Raw genomic sequence first — 19,390 nt, 5'->3', positions numbered from 1 at the left:
CTGCGTCAAATGCCTCTTGAGTTAATGTTCTGGATTGCGGCACTCGTCTATCTCGCCTCAATCAATCCCGGCGGCAACGGACTGCCGTCGTTCTGTATCCCCAAAGCCCTCGGGGTTACATTCTGTCCGGGTTGCGGCCTCGGCTCATCTATTTCGCATGCTCTGCACGGTGACTTTGTGGTTTCACTCCACCACCACCCGCTTGGCATTTTTGCGCTGATCGTTCTCATCCATCGCGTATTCACTCTCACAACACAGTTGTTCAAGTCAATTCCCCACCAACCAATGAAAGGATACACCAATGCCTAACGTAATGCAGTTGCTTCCCGAGATAGACGGCGAGGAAATGATGTATTTGCAGAACATCATGAAAGACTACTCGGATCAACAGGCGCAGCAGTTTGCGATGATGTACCGCAGTCGCCGCCGCGACCCGCAGACGATCCTTCTCGTGACGATCGTCGGGTTTCTCGGCATCGCGGGCATTCAACGCTTCATGACGGATCAGATCGGGATGGGTATTCTCTACTTCTTTACAGCCGGACTTTGCTTTATCGGAACGATTGTTGACCTCATCAATCACAAGAAAATTGCCCTTGACTTCAACCAGATGCAGGCACAACAAATTGCAATGATGGTGAAATCGAGTACTTGATGAGTCATTCCACACATTCAATGTCAAAAATCTGCAGATCCCCTCTGCAGATTTTTTGATTTTATACAAGGAGTACCCCGGTGTTGCACTACCATAGCGAGCTTTCACAGATAGACTGGAACGAGCTTGCGACCGTGATCGAGAGAGCACCGCTGGGCAAACGGGACCCTGCATTTGTTGAGAAGACCTTCCGCGGGAGCCACAGATGTTGCTTCGTTGAAGAAAACGGCACACTTATCGGCACCGGACGGGCAATCTCGGATGGCGCTTCCAACTCGGCCATCTTCGACGTTGTCGTCTTGCCGGAATACCAAAAAAGGGGAATCGGGAAATCGATCATTCTCTACCTGCTCGAACGCCTGCCGACGCGTTCTGTGTTGCTCGTCAGCGTTCCGCAGCAGGAGGAATTCTATCGAAAACTCGGATTTCACAAATTGAAAACAGCATATCTGCGTCACGAGGAAATCGAGCGATGGATCAGCGACGGATATATCGACTCAATGCCGAAACAAACCCAGAACGAATGAACAACAGTCGTATTACGATCGCCCGATGGATTTCCATTATCGGCCATCCATTTCTTCTGATGCCGGCCCTCACCGGGATCATCGCTTATCATGTCCTCCCGCCCAAGCAAGCGTTAATTGCCGAACTCGTGGCTTTGGGCGTTGTGATAGTTCCGGCCGCGGTGTACACCATGTACCGGGTTCGTAAGGGAACGTGGGGCGATCTTGATGTCTCTGATCAACGGCAGCGGGGGCAGTTTTACAGAATCCTCCTTCCGTTGCTTCTGATCGTCACCATTGTTGCCCTCCTTGCCGACGTGCCTCCGGAAATTCCTCTCGGAGCCGCAGCGATCATCGTATTGGTAGGCTCGGCGCATTTCATTAACTCGAAGGTCAAGGTGTCGTTGCACACAGGCTTCGGCGTTTTTGTCGCGCTGACTCTGTTTCTCATCAGGCCCGACATTGCGTTTGCTGCGTTGATTCTTGCTTGCCTCATCGGGTGGTCACGGATTGTGCTGGGTCGCCATTCAACCCGCGAAGTGTTGCTTGGCGGCGGACTCGGATTTGTTGTGGCGGGTGCATTGGTTCTCACGCTGCGCACGTTGAACTAACTTGAGGTTCGTCATGAAGGCTATCCTCCTCATTCTGTTCTTTAGTATCTCCTCAAATCTTTTTTCCCAGCCCTATCCGAAACCGGACAGGATGACAAAACAATCGGTTGAAAACGCCGAAATCTTCACCGGTTTGACGTTCACCGACGTTGAGCGTGATTCGATGCTTGATGGCCTGAAGAGATTTCTGGCAAGTTACGAACAGATACGTGGTGTCCATCTTAAAAACACCATTCCTCCCGCCCTCGTCTTCAACCCGATCCCTGCAGGGTTGAAAATCAAGACGGGCAAATCATCATTTCTCACAACTCCCGCGGGAAAAGTCACTCTACCTGCACGCCTTGAAGAAATCGCATTCTATTCTGTCGGTCAGCTTTCAGAACTTATCAAGTCCCGCAAGATCACTTCCGTTCAACTCACCACACTCTATCTCGAACGATTGAAGAAATATGGCCCGAAACTCGAATGCGTCGTAACGCTTACCGAATCGCTTGCACTCACACAAGCGCGCCGAGCTGACAGCGAAATTGCCGCGGGCAAATATCGCGGGCCGTTACATGGCATCCCGTACGGCGCGAAAGATCTGTTGGCAACAAAAGGCATCAGAACAACGTGGGGATCAGTTCCGTTTCAGGATCAGATGATTGACGAAGACGCAACCGTCATCAAGCGTCTCGAACTCGCAGGGGCAGTACTTGTCGCCAAACTGACGATGGGAGAACTTGCCTGGGGAGATGTGTGGTTTGGCGGAAGGACACGAAATCCCTGGAACCTCGAACAGGGTTCAAGCGGCTCATCTGCGGGCTCCGCTGCCGCAACCGCCGCCGGACTGGTTGCGTTTGCCATCGGAACAGAAACGTGGGGGTCGATCGTGTCGCCTTCGAACCGATGCGGCACAACCGGCTTGCGTCCGACCTACGGACGAGTAAGCAGAACTGGGGCAATGGCGCTGAGTTGGTCGATGAACAAGATCGGGCCGATTTGCAGGACGGTTGAAGATTGCGCCCTTGTCTTCAACGCAATTCACGGGCCCGACGGAATAGATCAAATGTTGTACGACGTTCCGTTCAACTATTCGTCACAACTGAATCTCAAGAAACTCAAAGTCGGCTATCTACAATCCGATTTCGACAGCGCGAAAGTCAACAAAGAACAAAATGACGCGACACTTGAGAAATTGCGTTCAATGGGAGTCCGGCTCATTCCTGTTGAATTGCCAAAGCTGCCCGTGGAAAGCCTCAGCTTCATCCTCAGCGCCGAAGCTGCGGCAGCGTTTGATGAACTGACGAGAAGTGGAAAGGACGATTTGCTCGTCCGTCAAATCAAGAATGCCTGGCCGAACGTGTTTCGTTCGGCACGGTTCATACCCGCTGTCGAGTATATTCAAGCGAACCGTGTCCGCTACCTTCTGATACAAGAAATGGCGAGATTGATGGAGAAAGTGGATGTGTATGTGGCACCTTCGGTCGAAGGCAACAATTCGTTGGTCACCAACCTGACGGGTCACCCGTGCGTTGTCGTGCCGAATGGATTCACGAACGAGAATACACCGGCGAGCATTACGTTTATTGGACAACTGTTCGATGAAGGAACCCTGCTCGCCTTCACAAAAGCGTATCAGGATGTCAATGATTTTCATTTGAAGTATCCGACGCTGCCGGAATAATAGCAGCACCATCAATACGATAACGAACATATTTCATCATGAACCGAATAACTCATTTCGCCACACTCCTCCTTCTTCCCTCGCTGCTCGCGGCCCAGTACCAAAACGTCCGTGTCAGCAGCCCGACTGCAAGCCAACCGGAAGAAGTGTGCATAGCAATCAACCCGGCCAACCCGATGCAACTTGCAGCCGGCTCAAACTTGAACTATGCCTACCGCTCGACTGATGGCGGCGCCAGCTGGATTCAGTCCACACTCACTTCATCATTCGGTGTGTGGGGTGACCCGTGCGTAGTGTTTGATGGAGACGGAAATTTGTATTATGCACATCTTTCCAATCCATCCTCTCCCGGTTATTGGATTGACAGGATTGTCGTACAAAAATCGACGAACGCCGGAATAAACTGGAGTACCGGTGTCGGCGTCGGTTTCAGTCCACCGAGAAAAAACCAGGACAAGGAATGGCTTGCCGTCGATCTGACGAATTCTCCACATCAAAACAACCTGTACATGGCGTGGACGGAGTTCGATTCGTACGGTTCGTCAAACTCAGCCGACAGTTCACGCATTCTCTTCTCGCGCTCCACCGATGCCGGCACCACGTGGTCAACTCCGGTCCGGATTAGCGACAAGGGCGGGAATTGCATTGACAGCGATGAAACCGTCGAAGGCGCGGTTCCCGCTGTAGGCCCGAACGGCGAGGTGTACCTCAGTTGGTCGGGGCCGCTCGGCATCATGTTCGACAAATCCACGGATGGCGGCGTGACGTTCGGCGCCGACCGGTTTGTCGTTGATCAGCCCGGAGGCTGGGATTTTGATGTCACGGGTATCTATCGTGCAAACGGCTTCCCGATTACACTCTGCGACATCAGCTCGTCTCCCAATCGCGGTACTATCTACATAAACTGGAGCGACCAGAGGAACGGACTGAACAACACCGACGTCTTTCTCATCAAATCCACCGATGGCGGGACGACGTGGAGTTCCATCAAGAAAGTGAATGATGATCTGACGACAACGCATCAGTTCTTCACCTGGGCGACGATTGACCAGACGACAGGCTTTCTCTACTGCATTTTCTACGACAGAAGAAACTACACCGGCACACAAACAGATGTCTATGGTGCCCGCTCAACCGACGGCGGCGAGACGTTCGAGAATTTCAAGGTGAGCCAGACATCGTTCTCACCACAAGCGAGTGTTTTCTTTGGCGACTACACCGGCATTGCAGCGTTCAACAGGAAAGTCTATCCGATTTGGATGCGTATGGATGGATCAACGCTCAGCGTATGGACTGCCCTCATCAATGATACCACAGGAGCAACTTCGGTGGTAGCAGCGCCCGAATCCCCTGCAGAATTTCAGTTGCTGCAAAATTACCCTAATCCCTTCAATCCTACAACAACAATCGACTTTTATGTGGGAAGAGCAAGCGATGTGAAGTTGGAGATTTTTGATGTTACAGGAAAACGCGTTGCGACTCTTATCGACGAATTCCGCAATCAAGGATGGCACTCTGTCCAATGGAAGGCGCAGCTGGATAACCTCTCGCACGCGACCGGCGTCTATTTCTCGCAACTCACAGCCGGTTCGTATATCGAACGGAAGAAGCTCATTCTGCTCAAATAACCGTATGACGTCATTCCCTTCGTCCTTCGGAAAAATATTCTTTGTCACAGGCGCCGTCTCTGCTGCAATCGGAGTTGCGGCAGGGGCGTTTGGCGCACACGGCTTGAAGTCTATGCTCCCGCCTGATATGCTGGCTGTGTACGAAACCGCGGTTCGCTATCACATGTATCATGCTTTCGGATTGATCGCGGCGGGCTGGGCTGCACATGATACGCAGAACTCGAAAGCAAGCGTTGCAGGATGGTGTTTCGTCACCGGAACACTTTTATTCTCCGGCTCGTTGTACATCCTCACGCTGACTGGGTTGCGCTGGCTCGGAGCAATAACACCCTTCGGAGGCGTGCTATTTATTGCAGGATGGATTCTGCTTGCACTTTCGTTCCCCCGTAATGTACCATCACGGCGGGGGAAAGATGTTTGAGAAAGAAGTCAAGACGTTGCTGAACTCCAAGTCCATCAAGTACAACGATGGCACCCGCAGCACATCCAACCTTGATTTTTTTCTCCCCGGTCACAACATCTACTTCGATGCCAAAGAGAAGGCACAACGCTTCTCGATGAAGAATTGGAATGAAGCTTCCATGTCACAGGATTCGCTGTTCATAATTGATGATCTCGCGGCGCGCAAACTTCTGCTCCACGCCCCTCACAGCTTTTGTCTCATCAAGGATTCGTCTGTCTCTCCTCCCATGTATTACATTTACTCGATCGTCGATTTGTTGTGCATTCCAAAAAAACGGGTGAAACGTCCCATCGAGCGCTCGGTGCGAACGTACAAGGGAAAGTGGCTTATCGATTTGCGTGATGCGGCGGCCTTCGCAACACTGGACGACGCGATTGACTACCTTCTGACATATCACAAAAAATTCCCTCTCATTTTTAACGCGCACATTGATTGTTGGGGAAGATACCCTTCGGAGAATGTCAAAACGTCCGGACGTTTGCGGACTGCGGGGTATTGGGATAAGGACGCGGAATCGCATTCCTGATGTGGTCTCTTTTGTGAATTCACGGCGTTGCATAGGCAAAGTTTTCCGCTGCTCGCCGAGTTGCCGATGCTGCTCAACGAAAATGATAATAACTTCCTCTCTGTACATCCGTATACTTGACCTACATTTTTCCAAACCCGGTGAGTGTTTGAGTGAAAGCGGGGAATTTGTATCTTAAGGCAGTCTTTCCCAGTGTTTGTATCGAAATTCGGCAAATCTATGAGTCTTTCAACAGAAAAAACAGACCTTTCCAGGCTGCGCATACACGACGAGAAGCGGGATGGAGGTTCTCCTTCCAAATCGAAGAAGCTTGTTGTCATAACAACAATGGCTGGTATTTTCTTTGTGAGCCTATTCATCTGGCTCGGCGGTTTCTTTTCTTCGGCTGTTGAGGTTGAAGTTGCGACAGCATCGCTTACGCACTCATCCTCCGCAAATGCCGTACTGACTGCTTCAGGTTATGTCGTTGCACAACAGAAAGCCGCCATTGCGTCGAAAGCAACCGGCCGGCTTGTGTTTCTTGGTGTTGAAGAAGGTGATCGCGTGAAGAAAGGTCAGATCATCGCCCGAATTGAAGATCAGGATGTGTTGGCTGCACTGGCACAGGCCCGAGCAAACTTCGAGTTGGCAAAAGCCGACTTCGACGATGCGAGCCGATGGCTCGAACGACAGAAGTCCCTTTTCACAACGGGGTCAACATCGAAAGCAGAGCTTGATGCGGCGGAAGCGCGGCACAGGCGGGTTGAAGCGTCAATCAAATCTGCCGACGCGGCTGTTCGCTCTGCTGAAGTTGCACTTGAGAACACACGGATCCGGGCTCCCTTCGATGGAACGGTACTCACAAAAAACGCGAACGTCGGAGAAGTTGTTGCGCCGTTTGCGGCCGCTGCGGGTTCCCGTGCCGCTGTTGTCACCATCGCAGATATGCTGTCACTTGAAGTGGAAGCCGATGTTTCCGAATCTAACATTACCCGCGTTAGGGCAGGCGCCCCCTGCGAGATCGTGCTTGATGCATACCCCGACCGCCGCTACCCCGGATTCGTTCACAAGATTGTCCCGACAGCAGATCGTGCCAAGGCTACAGTGTTGACAAAGGTCCGGTTCACAGAGCGCGACGATCGTGTGCTACCTGAAATGAGCGCAAAGGTAACGTTTCTTTCTCAAACGCCGGAACCGGGAGAAGCAAACCAGCCTCCGAAACTCACTGTGCCGTCAGGCGCAATCGTGTCGCGGAACGGCCAAGACGTTGTATTGGTCGTCAAGAATGGAGCCGTAAACGAAACACCGGTTCGTTCGGGTGGCAGAATCGGCGACAGAACCATAGTTGAGGAAGGAGTTCTTCAGGGAGATCAAGTCATCATCCGTCCCGAACCTTCCCTGAAGACGGGGACACGAGTAAAGGCAAAATAGAGACACTACACGGAGAATACAATGGCAGGAACAAACGGCACTATCATCAGTGTCAACAATGTGAGAAAATCGTACTATCGGGATACAATCGAAATCCCTGTCCTAACCAATATCTCGATCAACGTACCCGAGGGAGAATTTCTTGCCCTGATGGGGCCATCAGGATCGGGCAAAACGACGTTGCTGAACTTGATTGCCGGAATTGATCGACCGGATGAAGGCGACGTTGTTGTCGGCGGTGTAAATATTGCCGCACTCAGTGAATCCGAGCTTTCGAAATGGCGTGCCCGGCACGTTGGATTCGTGTTTCAGTTCTACAATCTCCTTCCTGTACTTACTGCGTACGAAAACGTCGAGCTGCCCTTGCTGCTCACCAATCTCTCAAAAAAAGAGAAACAGGAACACGTGGAATTTGCGTTGAAGCTTGTCGGCTTGAGCGACAGAATGTACAACAAACCGGGTCAACTTTCCGGGGGCCAGGAACAGCGCGTCGCAATTGCCAGAGCCGTTGTCACAGATCCGACAATTCTTGTTGCGGATGAGCCCACGGGCGATCTTGACAAAGTGTCCGCCGCTGAGATTATGGAGTTGCTCGACCGGCTGAATAAGGAATACAAGAAAACAATCGTGATGGTAACACATGACCCGCGTGCAGCGGAAAAGGCTCACACTGTCCGTCATCTGGAGAAAGGAGAACTCACGTAGCATGTTTCGGATTGTCATCAAAAATGCGCTCCGGCATGTACTGAGATCGTCTCTCACCATTCTCGGTATTGCGATCGCGGTCATCGCATTCTGCCTGCTGCGCACGGTGGTTACCGTATGGTACTCGGGAATCGAAGTCTCAGCCGCCAACCGATTGATTACACGTCAAGCGGTATCGTTTATCTTTCCGCTTCCGTATGCGTATCGTGATCAGATCGGGAGGGTGGATGGCGTTGAACAGGTTTCGTTCGCCAATTGGTTTGGAGGAACGTACATCGACAAGAAGCAGTTTTTTGCACGGCTCGCTGTTGATCATGAAACGTTCTTCGATGTGTACCCCGAGTTCCTTATTTCGCCTGAAGAATTGCAGGCGTTCAAGCGTGAACGCAACGCCTGCGTGGTCGGGGAGGATCTGGTCAAGCGATACGGGTTCAAGAATGGAGATATTATCCAAATCGAAGGCGATATCTTCCCGGGTCAATGGCAGTTTGTCGTCCGCGGAGTGTACAGACCGCGTGAGCCTGCGATTGATCCGTCGAATTTTCTGTTTCGGTGGGACTACCTTGACGAGCGGCTGCGACAGGACTCGCCGACCCGCGCAGGGTATGTCGGTTGGTATATTGTCAAAACGAAGGACGCCGCGGCAACAGCACAGGTGTCACAGAGCATCGATAACCTGTTTGCCAATTCACGCGCGGAGACAAAAACGGAAACCGAGCGGCAGTTCCAGCAAGGCTTTATTGCAGCATTCAGCGCGGTTATTGACGCAATGAACTTCATTTCCTTCGTCATCATCGGCATTATTATGCTCGTTCTCGGAAACACGATGATTATGTCATCGCGTGAGCGAACGCGGGAGTACGCCGTTCTCAAAACCATCGGGTTCTCCGGGCGGCAGTTGCTCATCATGATTGCCGGAGAATCGTTGCTTATTGCAGCCTTGGGCGGCTTGCTCGGGCTTCTTGCAACGTTTCCTTCGATTACATTCTTCCAGGCGCTAATGCCGAAAGGGTTCTTTCCGGTCTTTTTCATTGAGCCCATTACAATCGTGTTGGCGGTAACAGCAGCTATCCTTGTCGGCGTCGTGGCGGCCATCTTCCCCGTACATAGAACATTGCGGACGAAGATCGTTGAGGGCTTGCGTTTTATCGGATAAGTCAGAAAGGCATGAAATGAAGATTCCATTGAAATATACATTCCGCAACCTCCAGAGTCGCCGTCTGACAACAGCATTGACAATTCTCGGAGTTACGCTCGTTGTGTTTGTCTTTGCCGCAGTGTTGATGATGGCAAATGGCGTTGAGAAAACGCTTGTCGCAACCGGTTCCGAGGAGAACATCCTCATCAGTCGAAAAGCTTCGAACGGAGAGATTTCAAGTATCATCGACGGCGAGACGGTCAACATCATTCTCGCGATGAACCAGGTCGCCCGAACGCCGGCAGGTACTCCGTTCGCAACGAAAGACGTGGCAACCGTGATCAATCTCCCGAAAACCGATTATGTCGGGATCACCAACGTGACGGTGCGAGGTGTGTCGCCCGATGCTTTCGCCCTGCGACCAATGGTGAAGATTGTGGAGGGGAGAACATTCCAATGGGGTGCACGTGAAATCATCATCGGCAACTCGATTGCGCGCAGAATCTTGGGCGCACACGTAGGCGGCACGATCAAGATTGGCGGCGATCAATGGGCCATTGTCGGAAGGTTCGATGCGGAAGGATGCGGATTCGACTCCGAAATTTGGGGTGACGTGCTTCAACTGACTGATGCCCTCGGGCGGAGCAATGCATTTTCGACCTTAACACTGAAACTCCGTTCGCTGCAGGAATTTGATTCGTTCAAAGAAGCGTTCAAATCGGATGCCCGCTTGCAACAATTCGTCCCGAAAACCGAGCGGCAATTCTTCGAAGAACAATCCGAAACAATGGCACTCTTCATTCGTGTTCTTGGCATTTTCATTACAGTGATTTTCAGCGCTGGCGCTGTCATCGGAGCAATGATAACAATGTACGGGGCGGTCGCCAATCGTACAGTGGAAATCGGCACGCTACGGGCGCTAGGTTTCCATCGCAGAAGCGTCCTTTCCGCATACCTGATTGAATCACTTATGATAGCGCTCATCGGAGGCATTGTCGGCCTTATGCTCGCTTCATTTCTTCAGTTCTTCAGCATATCAACGATCAACTTCGACTCCTTTGCAGAGATTGAATTCTCCTTTGCCCTCTCAACAGGTATCGTCATCTCGTCTTTGTTGTTTGCAATAGTCATGGGTTTTGTTGGAGGCTTCCTGCCTGCTTTTCGAGCTGCGCGACTGAACATTGTTTCGGCGCTGCGCGCATCCTAAGATCATCAAAACTCTTCCGCGGAAGCCCGCCCCGAGCGGGCTTCCGCGTTTCACCAAGTTCACACCCATGAATGTACATATTCACCGCTTTCTGCAAACGCTTCAACCAATCCATGTTCATTCCTACATACACCACCCTGCACTGCCCTCATCATTCTTCACGGTGAGCAAATCCCCTTCAAAATGACAGTTTGGTCCGGATTGCATTGGCATCAAAGTAGCTTGACTTTGGGTTGAAAACCAGACTTCGTCAGTCATGTAGGAGATTTTCGAGATGTTTCAGATAATTCCAAGGTTCCTGTTCGTCGGAACTCTGTTTCTCGTTCCCGCGCTGGTGTCAGCTCAAAGTGCATGGGAATCAACCAACGGGCCGTGCACGGGATTCGTGTATTCGCAAGCGGTTGACGCGGCGGGAACCATCTACGCCGGAACGGGCGGACGCGGCGTTTATGTTGTCGACAGGGCAAAAGGGAACACATGGCAACAACGCAACACAGGGTTGCAGACAACTGCCATCTACGCTATTGCTGTAGACCGGAACAATAAGGTGTTTGTCGGAACGGATGAAGGAGTCTATTCGTCAACCAATGCCGGCGCGCAATGGATACTTTCGAGTGATGGCTTGACAACGACATTTGTGAATGCTCTCATTGCAGGCAAGAACGGTTCTCTGTTCGCAGCAACCGGCGGTGGAGGCATTTTCCGTTCCGATGACAACGGCGAAAGTTGGAAATCTGTAAACACAGGATTGACGTCCTTGGTCGTGCTATCGTTGGCAACAGACGAAGTCGGCAACTTGTACACTGGAACAGATGGCGGCGGCATTTATCGGTCGAGCAACAATGGCGATACCTGGAACAAAGCAAGCCAGGGGTTGACCAACACGGCCGTGCTTACATTGCTTGTCGATCCAAAAGGCATCGTCTATGCAGGAACACGCGGCAGCGGAGTGTTTCGGTCGATGGATCACGCTGAATCGTGGGTCGAGGCTAACACATCGCTCCGGGCTAGTTCAATCTACACGCTTGTGAGAGATAATAGTGGGAATATTTTTGCCGGCACCGATCAGGGCGCGTTTGCATCCACGAATATGGCCTGGAGCTGGACTCCCATCAATACCGGCTTGACAAATCCTGTTGTGTTGTCGTTAGCGGTGACGTCTTCATCACTTCTCGCCGGAACAGGCGGGTCGGGGGTGTTCCGATTGCAGTAAAACTCGCCAAACGCGTTGGTTGAGGGGGGGCGCAAAGGGCCGGTGTTGGGGGAACACCGGCCCTTTGCACGTTGAAACTGATGCCCTATTCAGCCCGAAGTGTCCGTTCCAGCGCCTTCCGATTCGCTTGAATAGTCTGTTCGATCATTTCGTCCGTGTGTGCATAGGAAACAAACCCTGCTTCAAATTGCGAGGGCGCAAGATAAACCCCTTCTTCCAGCATTGCATTGAAGTATGCCGCATACCGCTTGGTATCGGAGGTGACAGCGGATTGATAATCTCGCACTTCGGAAGACGTGAAAAACAACGTTGACATTGACCCGACCCGATTTGAGGTCGCTGGAATTCCAAGGCTTCTGACGTTTTCGGTAATTCCAAGTTCAAGAGTTTGAGACTTCTTCTCAAGCTTCTGATGAAATTCGTCATCCTCAAGAATGATCGAGAGAGTCTCAAATCCGGCCGTCATCGCAAGGGGATTCCCGGACAACGTCCCCGCCTGATACATCGGGCCGCTCGGGGCGACCATCTGCATCAATTCCTTCCGTCCTCCATAAGCGCCGACAGGAAGTCCACCGCCGATAATTTTGCCGAATGTTGTGAGATCGGGTTTGATGTTGTAGAGTTGTTGTGCCCCGCCAATCGCAAGCCTGAATCCCGTCATCACTTCGTCGAAAATGAGGATGATTCCTTCTTTTGTGCAAAGTGATCGGAGACCCTCCAAAAAGTTCTCGACCGGAGGCACGCAACCCATATTCCCGACCACCGGCTCGACGATGATTGCCGCAATCTCATTCTTGTGCTGATCGACAATCTCCTTTACAGATTCGATCGAGTTGAATCTTGCCGTCAACGTGAGCTTCGCGATAGCGGACGGAACCCCGGGACTGTCAGGAACGCCAAACGTCATCGCTCCCGAACCTGCTTTGATAAGAAACGAATCGCCGTGTCCGTGATAGCATCCCTCAAACTTGATGATTTTCTCCCTGCCTGTGAACGCACGGGCTAGTCGAATTGCGCTCATTGTCGCTTCGGTACCGGAGTTTACCATGCGCACCATTTCCACCGAAGGAACGAGCGTGCAGATCAACTCCGCCATCTTCACCTCAAGCTCAGTTGGAGCGCCGAAACTGGTTCCATCGATCGCGGCTTTTCTGATTGCCTCGATCACACGGGGATGCGTATGACCCAGAATTGCAGGACCCCACGTACCGACATAGTCAATATACTCGTTACCATCGGCGTCCCACAGTTTTGCGCCGGAGGCTTTTGTAATGAAGAGCGGGTTTCTTCCAACAGATTTGAATGCTCGGACGGGCGAATTCACGCCGCCGGGAATCAAGAGTTTAGCCTGCTCAAAAAGTGTATCTGAAGTCTTTGTATCCACTTTCGTTTCCTGAAAAATAAAGGGCACGCCGCTGTGCCCTTGCTGTTTGGAATTATTTTTGTCTGTCAAGAACGGCGGAAGCTTCCTTTGCGAAGTAGGTGAGGATCATATCCGCCCCCGCACGCTTGATGCCGGTCAGCATTTCCATCATCACACGTTCGCCATCTATCCAGCCGTTTTTCGCTGCCGCTTTCACCATCGAAAACTCACCGCTGACGTTGTAGGCTGCTGTCGGCATTTCGAACCTATCCTTGACACGACGAATAATATCAAGATACGGAGTTGCCGGTTTTACCATCACGATGTCTGCCCCCTCGATAATGTCCTGCTCCACTTCCCGCAAGGCTTCGTTAGAGTTGGCCGGATCCATCTGATGCGAACGCCGGTCGCCGAAATGAGGCGTGCTTTCCGCTGCTTCGCGAAACGGTCCGTAAAATCCCGAGGCATACTTCGCCGCATACGACATAATGGGGATATTCTGGAACCCGTTTTCATCAAGAATCGAACGGATGGCTTTCACCCTCCCGTCAAACATATCCGATGGAGCTACCATATCCGCACCCGCCTGTACATGCGTCAGAGCTTCCTTTGCCAACAACTCAATAGATTCATCATTGACGATTTCATTCCCGCGGACGATGCCGCAATGTCCGTGGGAGGTGTATTCACACAAGCAGACATCAGTAATCACGACGAGTTCCGGTACTTCTTGTTTTATAGCCCTTGTCGCCTGTTGAACAACTCCAAGCTCATCGTATGCTCCCGACCCGACTTCATCCTTTTCTTTCGGGATTCCGAACAGGATCACCGCCGGTATCCCCAATTTCTTTACATCTACGCATTCCCGCACAATGTGATCTACCGACATCTGATACACGCCGGGCATTGACGAAACCTCTTTCCTGAAGTTGTTTCCTTCCACGACGAAAAGCGGATAGATAAAATCGTTCTTCGCGAGTTCTGTTTCCCTCACCATTGACCGCAACGCTTCCGTCATTCGCGTTCGCCGCAATCGCTTGAACGGTTCGGTTTTTGTTCGTGAAGACATGCCCGGAACAAGTGTTGTTTGCATTGTTATCTCCTCGTGATAGTCATATTTGCTCGCTACTCATGCTGCAACAGGATTGCCATCCCGCAATGAAAGAATCTTCTCCGCAACCTTCTTCCCGTTCATAACGCAATCCCCCACAGCAATTCCCCCTTTGAAATTGCTGCAGAAGTACAGACCGGGATTGTTGTACTCACACCTCTCCATTTCTTGAACAATCTTATCGTATCCAAGATTGTACTGTGGAATGGCCTTCGGCCATCGAACAATCCTCGAGAAAACGGGATCGCCGGCAACATTCATTAACGCCTTCAACTCCGTAGTCACCATCTTGACAAGTTCTGTATCATCCCGATCACACAACTCGGGCTGACGTGAGCCGCCCACGAATGTCGTCATCGCCAGATGTCCTTCCGGGGCACGCCCAGGAAACAGGACAGACGACCATATTGTTCCGAGAATTTTCCTCTGTTCTTTCGCAGGAACGAGAAACCCGAATCCATCCAGCGATCGTTTGATTTGTTCCCTGCGGAAACCCAGAAATACTTCAGCGACTGGAGGATAGTAGATTTGGTTGAGGGAAGAAGAAAGGGACCCGCCAAGTTGTTTGATAACTCCGCTTGCTGTCGATGCAGGAGTTGCGACAATGACGGCATCAGCAGAAATTGAGCGTTCACGTCCACTTTCGACAAGGGCAATCGCGAAATTGTCGTTGCGTGAAACAGAAAGCACTTCGCGACCAAGCCGGAGCCGATCACCGAGCCGGGCGCCAATCGCCTGCGGGAACGTCTCCATCCCGTTCAAAAACGAAAACATCCTTGCTCGATCTTTCGCCTTCTCTGCCCGCTGTTTGCGCTCCTTTGCCCCCTTGATCATACCCCTTATAAGTCCGCCATACTTTTCTTCCAAAGCATAGAGTTTCGGGAATGCCGCACGCACACTCAACTGCTCGGGATTTCCGGCATAGACACCGGCGACGAAGGGATTGATCGCGTAGTCAAGAAACTCGCGGCCGAGCCTCCGCTCGACAAATTCTGCAATTGTTTCTTCTTTCTCAGCCTTGCCAATGAAAGGTTCTTTCAGGAGCCGTAACTTCCCCCCAACGCTCCATAAGGATGTTCCCAGAAACGCCCCCGGTGACATTGGCAGCGCTTGCAGCTTTCCGTCACGGAGAATGTAGCGATTGTTCGATCTCTCGTCGGCATACAACCGTTCATTCAGAATCCCCAGCCCCTCGAACATCTCGTTGAAGAGCGGTGTTGTTTCAAGGGCGCTGTTCGGTCCGGTTTCAATCAGCCAGCCGTCTTCACTCAAGGTACGCATCGTGCCTCCGGCCGCATTGTTCTTCTCAAGAACAGTAACATCTATTCCGGCTTTATGAAGCCAGTATGCGGCTGTCAAACCGGATATACCGGCGCCAACGACAACCACGTTGTAACTCATACATTCACTTCGTTCAAAACAACATCCGCGAGAGCCTGAATGAACAGCGGGTTCGTATGCAACGCCGGCATCATGTCAAAGTACCATATACCCATCTCCTTTGCTTCTTGCTTTCCCTCCATATTGATTTCGGAGAGTGTTTCGATATGATCGGACACAAATGCGACAGGGATAACAAGAATGTGCGAGACGTTCTCGGCAGCGAGCCGCTCAATCGTTCCGTCGAGCGACGGTTCGAGCCACTTCTGCGGCCCGACTTTGCTCTGAAAACACAAATGATGCGGCAAACCGAATTTTCCCTCCTCGACAACAGCTTGATAAGTCTTTCGTATGTGATGCGAGTAGGGATCTCCCTCCTTTACCAACTTCATCGGCGTACCGTGTGCGCTGAACACAAGATGCACTTTTGATCGATCGGGAGCCTCCACACGCTTCAACGCAATATTGATATTGTTCACCAGCGCCTTGATGTAGAGGGGATGGTCACAATAGTGTTCGACCAAGCTCGTCTGTAACCCGTTGCAATGAAGACGTTTAAGAACCCTGTTCCATTCGTTGACGCTCGACCCCGTCGTTGATCGCGAATAGTGCGGGTACAACGGAAGCAACACCACACGTGCAACCCCGTCCGCTTTGATCTGTTCAATAACTTCATCCGTCAACGGATGCCAGTAGCGCATTGCGACATACACTTTTGCAGTGATCGATTTGCGCAGCTCCAGTTCCAACGCCCGTGCTTGCCGGTTGGTCAGTTTGAGGATCGGCGACTTGCCGCCGATATGCTTGTACAAGTCCTGGACTTTCGGGGCACGCTTTGCAGATATGAACTTCGCCAGCCGTTCACGAAAAAGAAACGCAAGCGGAAGGTCGATAATATCGGGATCGCAAAAGAGGTTATAGAGAAACGGCTCTACGCTTTCGAGCGAGTCGGGACCGCCCAACTGCAGAAGAACTACTCCAACCGGCTTTTCCTGTTTCATGTGATAGGAGATTGTCTTTACCTTCTGACTACGAAATCCAATCTTTGGGCGACTTCAACATTTCAACCAGTTTCGCTTCGCGTGAGTTCGGCTCCGGATGTATGTTGTAATGCCACTCCACTTTCGGCGGCATCGACACGAGGATCGATTCGATTCTCCCCTTGGTTTCAAGGCCGAAAGTCGTTCCCCGGTCATACACAAGATTGAATTCCACATACCTGCCGCGTCGAAGCGCCTGCCAGGCACGTTCACGATCTCCCCAGGGCTCGTTCATCCTCTTCCTGACAATGGGAAGATAGGCCTCAAGGAAGGCCCCGCCGACTGCTCTCACAAAATCAAAATAATGTTCCGTATCGCCGCGCAAGTAGTCGAAGAACAACCCGCCGACACCACGCGCCTCATCCCGATGCTTGATGAAGAAGTATTCATCGCACCATTTTTTGAAGCTCCGATAGTACCCAGCTCCGTTGGCATCGCACGCTTTCTTCAAGACAGAGTGAAAATGCTTGATATCTTCGTCGTAAGGATAGTACGGCGTCAAGTCCGTGCCGCCTCCGAACCAACTGTCGCCGTTCCCTTGCTCGAGGTAGCGGAAATTTGCATGCACTGTCGGCACCATCGGGTTGAGCGGATGAACGATAAGCGAAACACCTGTGGCGTAAAATTCAGTCGGCGGAACATTCATCTTCATCGCAAGTGATTCGGGCAGCCCGCCGAATATGGTTGACGTTAGAATTCCCGCCTTCTCGAACACCTTTCCGCCTTCAAGAACGCGCGTCAGTCCACCACCGCCTGATTGATCGGGATGGCGTCCATCAGCCCGTTCCCAATGATCTTCAGAGAAACGCTTCTCCTGTTCGAACGATTCGAGTCCGGCACAGAGTGTTTGCTGGAGTTGCTCGAAATACGCTCGCGCCCGTTCACCCAGCGGGGGCATCGAATCCGATGTATGAAGATTGAACATCGCTCAGGTTTTCAAGAGTGATATTGCGGACTTTCTTCCTTCACTGCCCGCACAAATGCTTGTGCATGTTCCACCGGCACATCAGGGAAAATGCCGTGACCGAGATTGAACACATGCCCGCTTCCTTTCCCGAACTTGCGCAAGATTGATTTCACTTCGTGACGAATTGATTCCGGAGAAGAGTACAACGTCGACGGATCGAGATTCCCCTGAAGCGCTACTTTGTCGCCAATGAACTTTCTAACTTCTGCCATGTCAATCGTCCAATCCAGACCAACGACATCGGCTCCGATATCAGCAATTTCTTTCAGAGAATGGTTGGCGCCTTTGGAGAATACAATAACGGGCTGCCCGTTCCGATGCAACTTGGACACAATCTGATGGATGTATTCAAGTGAAAACCGTTTGTATTGATCCGGCGTCAACACGCCGCCCCACGTATCAAATATTTGCACTGCATCGGCACCCGCGGCAAGCTGCGCCTCGAGATAAATACATACCGAGTCGGCAAGTTTGCCCAGCAATTCTTTCATCAACTCAGGGTCGTCGAGCATCATGCGTTTTGCATATTTCCACTCCTTTCCTCCCGACCCTTCAATCATGTATGCGGCGAGTGTCCACGGAGAGCCGGAGAAACCGATCAACGGGACTCTTCCTCCGAGAATGCGCTTCGTTGTTTCAAGCGCTTGCATCACATAGCGAAGTGACCTCTCCGGATCGGGTATCGCAAGTGCATGAACATCTTCACTCGTTCTCACCGGATTGTGAAACTTCGGGCCTTTCGACTCCACCATCTCCAAATGCAGCCCCATTGCTTCGGGGATGACAAGAATGTCGGAGAAGATGATTGCCGCGTCAACACCAATGATGTCAACCGGTTGTACCGTCACTTCTGCTGCAAGCTCGGGGGTTTTACACATCGTCAAGAAATCGGATTTGGCACGGACTGCACGGTACTGCGGCAAGTAGCGTCCTGCCTGCCGCATCATCCAAACGGGCGTTCGTTCAACCTTTTGTCGCTTGCATGCTCGAAGAAACAAGTCGTTCATGAAATCCTATTGTTCGTTGTGGTTCCGGTAATATTCGTCTATTGCCTCAACCAGCCCTTTGCTCGTGGATTCCTTCGCTTCTATACCGACGTGAAATCCAAGCCGTTCCACGACGTCACGAGTTGTGGGACCGATAACTGCAATTTGCGTTTTCTGCGATACACGACTAAAATCAACCGCACTGATAACCGAAGAGAAATGTCTCGCGGCAGAAGGGCTGGCAAATGTCACGACGTCACATCCTCCGCCAAGGCATTGCTTCAATTCTTGTCTTGCCGGCTCACCGGGCGGATCGGTACTGTACACTTCAACGGCATCAACTTCGGCACCCATATGTACAAGTTCTTGCCTGAGGTCATCCTTGCCAAGGTTACCCCGAACGAGCAAGAAGCGCTTCCCGTCTACTTGCTGTTGCCTGAAATATTCAATCAATCCATCAGCCGAAAATTCATCGGGTATGTGGTAGACTCGAAGGCCGCGTTTCTCAATCTCTTCAGCCGTCTTCTCGCCGACAGGGAAGATATCGGTATTTGCCAAGGTCGGCGGATCAATCCCGAGTTGTTCAACTCTCCGAAAAAAACCCTCAACACCATTTGCACTTGGGAAGACGATTGCATGATATGCAGAAAGATGATCCAACGCTTCGTCACATTCTTTCCAACTTTCCGGGTCGGAGATGTGTATCATCGGAATGACAACAGCACGACCTCCCCGCTTTTCAATCTCGGCCACAAACTCACCCGACTGCTCGCGCTGGCGGGTAATCAGAATTGTCTTGCCGTGAAGACTCATGG

At 51.6% G+C, this 19,390-nt stretch carries 20 protein-coding genes; 13 read left to right on the top strand and 7 right to left on the bottom strand.

Annotation, left to right across the window (positions count from 1 at the left end; genetic code table 11):
• The first annotated feature begins 9 nt into the window (after positions 1–9).
• The 13 genes from KF749_12805 (at position 10) to KF749_12745 (ending at position 11,728) form a co-directional block, all read left to right on the top strand.
• A complete protein-coding gene (locus KF749_12805) occupies positions 10–309 on the top strand; it encodes a DUF2752 domain-containing protein (GenBank protein MBX2992029.1) in 300 nt (99 codons plus the stop codon).
• Positions 302–655, top strand: a complete 354-nt coding sequence (locus KF749_12800) for a TM2 domain-containing protein (protein ID MBX2992028.1) — start codon at positions 302–304, stop codon at positions 653–655. The genes KF749_12805 and KF749_12800 overlap by 8 nt, the downstream gene beginning before the upstream one ends.
• An 80-nt stretch (positions 656–735) precedes the next feature.
• Complete coding sequence (locus KF749_12795) at positions 736–1,182, top strand: GNAT family N-acetyltransferase (protein MBX2992027.1); 447 nt, start codon at positions 736–738, stop codon at positions 1,180–1,182.
• Positions 1,179–1,772, top strand: a complete 594-nt coding sequence (locus KF749_12790; GenBank protein ID MBX2992026.1) for a phosphatase PAP2 family protein — start codon at positions 1,179–1,181, stop codon at positions 1,770–1,772. Before KF749_12795 ends, KF749_12790 begins: the two co-directional genes overlap by 4 nt.
• A gap of 13 nt (positions 1,773–1,785) precedes the next feature.
• Positions 1,786–3,438: an amidase gene (locus KF749_12785; protein ID MBX2992025.1), complete on the top strand. Its 1,653-nt coding sequence runs from the start codon at positions 1,786–1,788 to the stop codon at positions 3,436–3,438.
• 38 nt (positions 3,439–3,476) lie between these two features.
• Positions 3,477–5,066 (top strand): exo-alpha-sialidase, encoded by a 1,590-nt coding sequence (locus KF749_12780; protein MBX2992024.1) that lies wholly within the window; start codon positions 3,477–3,479, stop codon positions 5,064–5,066.
• A 4-nt stretch (positions 5,067–5,070) separates the two neighbouring features.
• Positions 5,071–5,487, top strand: coding sequence for a DUF423 domain-containing protein (locus KF749_12775; protein MBX2992023.1), 417 nt, complete (start codon positions 5,071–5,073; stop codon positions 5,485–5,487).
• Positions 5,480–6,055 (top strand): hypothetical protein, encoded by a 576-nt coding sequence (locus KF749_12770; protein ID MBX2992022.1) that lies wholly within the window; start codon positions 5,480–5,482, stop codon positions 6,053–6,055. The genes KF749_12775 and KF749_12770 overlap by 8 nt, the downstream gene beginning before the upstream one ends.
• Positions 6,056–6,274: 219 nt before the next feature.
• Entirely contained in the window at positions 6,275–7,465 is a 1,191-nt protein-coding gene (locus tag KF749_12765; protein ID MBX2992021.1) for an efflux RND transporter periplasmic adaptor subunit, read from the top strand.
• Between the two features lie 21 nt (positions 7,466–7,486).
• Complete coding sequence (locus tag KF749_12760) at positions 7,487–8,170, top strand: ABC transporter ATP-binding protein (GenBank protein MBX2992020.1); 684 nt, start codon at positions 7,487–7,489, stop codon at positions 8,168–8,170.
• Position 8,171: 1 nt separating this feature from the next.
• Entirely contained in the window at positions 8,172–9,326 is a 1,155-nt protein-coding gene (locus KF749_12755; GenBank protein ID MBX2992019.1) for an ABC transporter permease, read from the top strand.
• 16 nt (positions 9,327–9,342) lie between these two features.
• Complete coding sequence (locus KF749_12750) at positions 9,343–10,515, top strand: ABC transporter permease (protein MBX2992018.1); 1,173 nt, start codon at positions 9,343–9,345, stop codon at positions 10,513–10,515.
• 274 nt (positions 10,516–10,789) lie between these two features.
• Complete coding sequence (locus KF749_12745; GenBank protein ID MBX2992017.1) at positions 10,790–11,728, top strand: hypothetical protein; 939 nt, start codon at positions 10,790–10,792, stop codon at positions 11,726–11,728.
• Positions 11,729–11,813: 85 nt separating this feature from the next.
• Here the strand turns inward: KF749_12745 and hemL are convergent, their stop codons facing one another.
• From hemL to KF749_12710, 7 genes are read right to left on the bottom strand one after another with little or no spacing between them, the layout of a single operon-like run.
• Positions 11,814–13,112, bottom strand: coding sequence for a glutamate-1-semialdehyde 2,1-aminomutase (hemL, locus tag KF749_12740; GenBank protein ID MBX2992016.1), 1,299 nt, complete (start codon positions 13,110–13,112; stop codon positions 11,814–11,816).
• A 52-nt stretch (positions 13,113–13,164) separates the two neighbouring features.
• Positions 13,165–14,160 (bottom strand): porphobilinogen synthase, encoded by a 996-nt coding sequence (hemB, locus tag KF749_12735; protein MBX2992015.1) that lies wholly within the window; start codon positions 14,158–14,160, stop codon positions 13,165–13,167.
• A gap of 60 nt (positions 14,161–14,220) precedes the next feature.
• On the bottom strand, positions 14,221–15,603 hold the full coding sequence (hemG, locus tag KF749_12730; GenBank protein MBX2992014.1) for a protoporphyrinogen oxidase: 1,383 nt from the start codon (positions 15,601–15,603) through the stop codon (positions 14,221–14,223).
• The gene (gene hemH / locus KF749_12725; protein MBX2992013.1) at positions 15,600–16,583 is read right to left on the bottom strand and encodes a ferrochelatase; all 984 of its coding nucleotides are present in this window, start codon (positions 16,581–16,583) and stop codon (positions 15,600–15,602) included. Before hemH ends, hemG begins: the two co-directional genes overlap by 4 nt.
• Before the next feature lie 28 nt (positions 16,584–16,611).
• Positions 16,612–17,520, bottom strand: coding sequence for an oxygen-dependent coproporphyrinogen oxidase (gene hemF / locus KF749_12720; protein MBX2992012.1), 909 nt, complete (start codon positions 17,518–17,520; stop codon positions 16,612–16,614).
• 38 nt (positions 17,521–17,558) lie between these two features.
• The gene (gene hemE, locus KF749_12715; protein MBX2992011.1) at positions 17,559–18,596 is read right to left on the bottom strand and encodes a uroporphyrinogen decarboxylase; all 1,038 of its coding nucleotides are present in this window, start codon (positions 18,594–18,596) and stop codon (positions 17,559–17,561) included.
• Between the two features lie 6 nt (positions 18,597–18,602).
• Positions 18,603–19,388 (bottom strand): uroporphyrinogen-III synthase, encoded by a 786-nt coding sequence (locus KF749_12710; GenBank protein MBX2992010.1) that lies wholly within the window; start codon positions 19,386–19,388, stop codon positions 18,603–18,605.
• Positions 19,389–19,390 lie beyond the last annotated feature (2 nt).

Source organism: Bacteroidota bacterium (assembly GCA_019637975.1).
GTDB lineage: Bacteria > Bacteroidota > Ignavibacteria > UBA10030 > UBA6906 > CAADGV01.
Note: the sequence above shows the minus strand (reverse complement) of the source record. Positions and strands in the feature narration are given on the sequence as shown.

What these genes read in the sequence shown, in the direction of transcription:
- hemH (MBX2992013.1), bottom strand. Translation starts at nt 16,583, where the DNA reads ATGAAACAGGAAAAGCCGGTTGGAGTAGTTCTTCTGCAGTTGGGCGGT.
- KF749_12755 (MBX2992019.1), top strand. Translation starts at nt 8,172, where the DNA reads ATGTTTCGGATTGTCATCAAAAATGCGCTCCGGCATGTACTGAGATCG.
- KF749_12780 (MBX2992024.1), top strand. Translation starts at nt 3,477, where the DNA reads ATGAACCGAATAACTCATTTCGCCACACTCCTCCTTCTTCCCTCGCTG.
- KF749_12805 (MBX2992029.1), top strand. Translation starts at nt 10, where the DNA reads ATGCCTCTTGAGTTAATGTTCTGGATTGCGGCACTCGTCTATCTCGCC.
- hemE (MBX2992011.1), bottom strand. Translation starts at nt 18,596, where the DNA reads ATGAACGACTTGTTTCTTCGAGCATGCAAGCGACAAAAGGTTGAACGA.
- KF749_12785 (MBX2992025.1), top strand. Translation starts at nt 1,786, where the DNA reads ATGAAGGCTATCCTCCTCATTCTGTTCTTTAGTATCTCCTCAAATCTT.
- KF749_12790 (MBX2992026.1), top strand. Translation starts at nt 1,179, where the DNA reads ATGAACAACAGTCGTATTACGATCGCCCGATGGATTTCCATTATCGGC.
- hemG (MBX2992014.1), bottom strand. Translation starts at nt 15,603, where the DNA reads ATGAGTTACAACGTGGTTGTCGTTGGCGCCGGTATATCCGGTTTGACA.
- KF749_12770 (MBX2992022.1), top strand. Translation starts at nt 5,480, where the DNA reads ATGTTTGAGAAAGAAGTCAAGACGTTGCTGAACTCCAAGTCCATCAAG.
- KF749_12710 (MBX2992010.1), bottom strand. Translation starts at nt 19,388, where the DNA reads ATGAGTCTTCACGGCAAGACAATTCTGATTACCCGCCAGCGCGAGCAG.
- KF749_12765 (MBX2992021.1), top strand. Translation starts at nt 6,275, where the DNA reads ATGAGTCTTTCAACAGAAAAAACAGACCTTTCCAGGCTGCGCATACAC.
- hemB (MBX2992015.1), bottom strand. Translation starts at nt 14,160, where the DNA reads ATGTCTTCACGAACAAAAACCGAACCGTTCAAGCGATTGCGGCGAACG.
- KF749_12745 (MBX2992017.1), top strand. Translation starts at nt 10,790, where the DNA reads ATGTTTCAGATAATTCCAAGGTTCCTGTTCGTCGGAACTCTGTTTCTC.
- hemF (MBX2992012.1), bottom strand. Translation starts at nt 17,520, where the DNA reads ATGCCCCCGCTGGGTGAACGGGCGCGAGCGTATTTCGAGCAACTCCAG.
- KF749_12775 (MBX2992023.1), top strand. Translation starts at nt 5,071, where the DNA reads ATGACGTCATTCCCTTCGTCCTTCGGAAAAATATTCTTTGTCACAGGC.
- KF749_12750 (MBX2992018.1), top strand. Translation starts at nt 9,343, where the DNA reads ATGAAGATTCCATTGAAATATACATTCCGCAACCTCCAGAGTCGCCGT.
- KF749_12760 (MBX2992020.1), top strand. Translation starts at nt 7,487, where the DNA reads ATGGCAGGAACAAACGGCACTATCATCAGTGTCAACAATGTGAGAAAA.
- KF749_12800 (MBX2992028.1), top strand. Translation starts at nt 302, where the DNA reads ATGCCTAACGTAATGCAGTTGCTTCCCGAGATAGACGGCGAGGAAATG.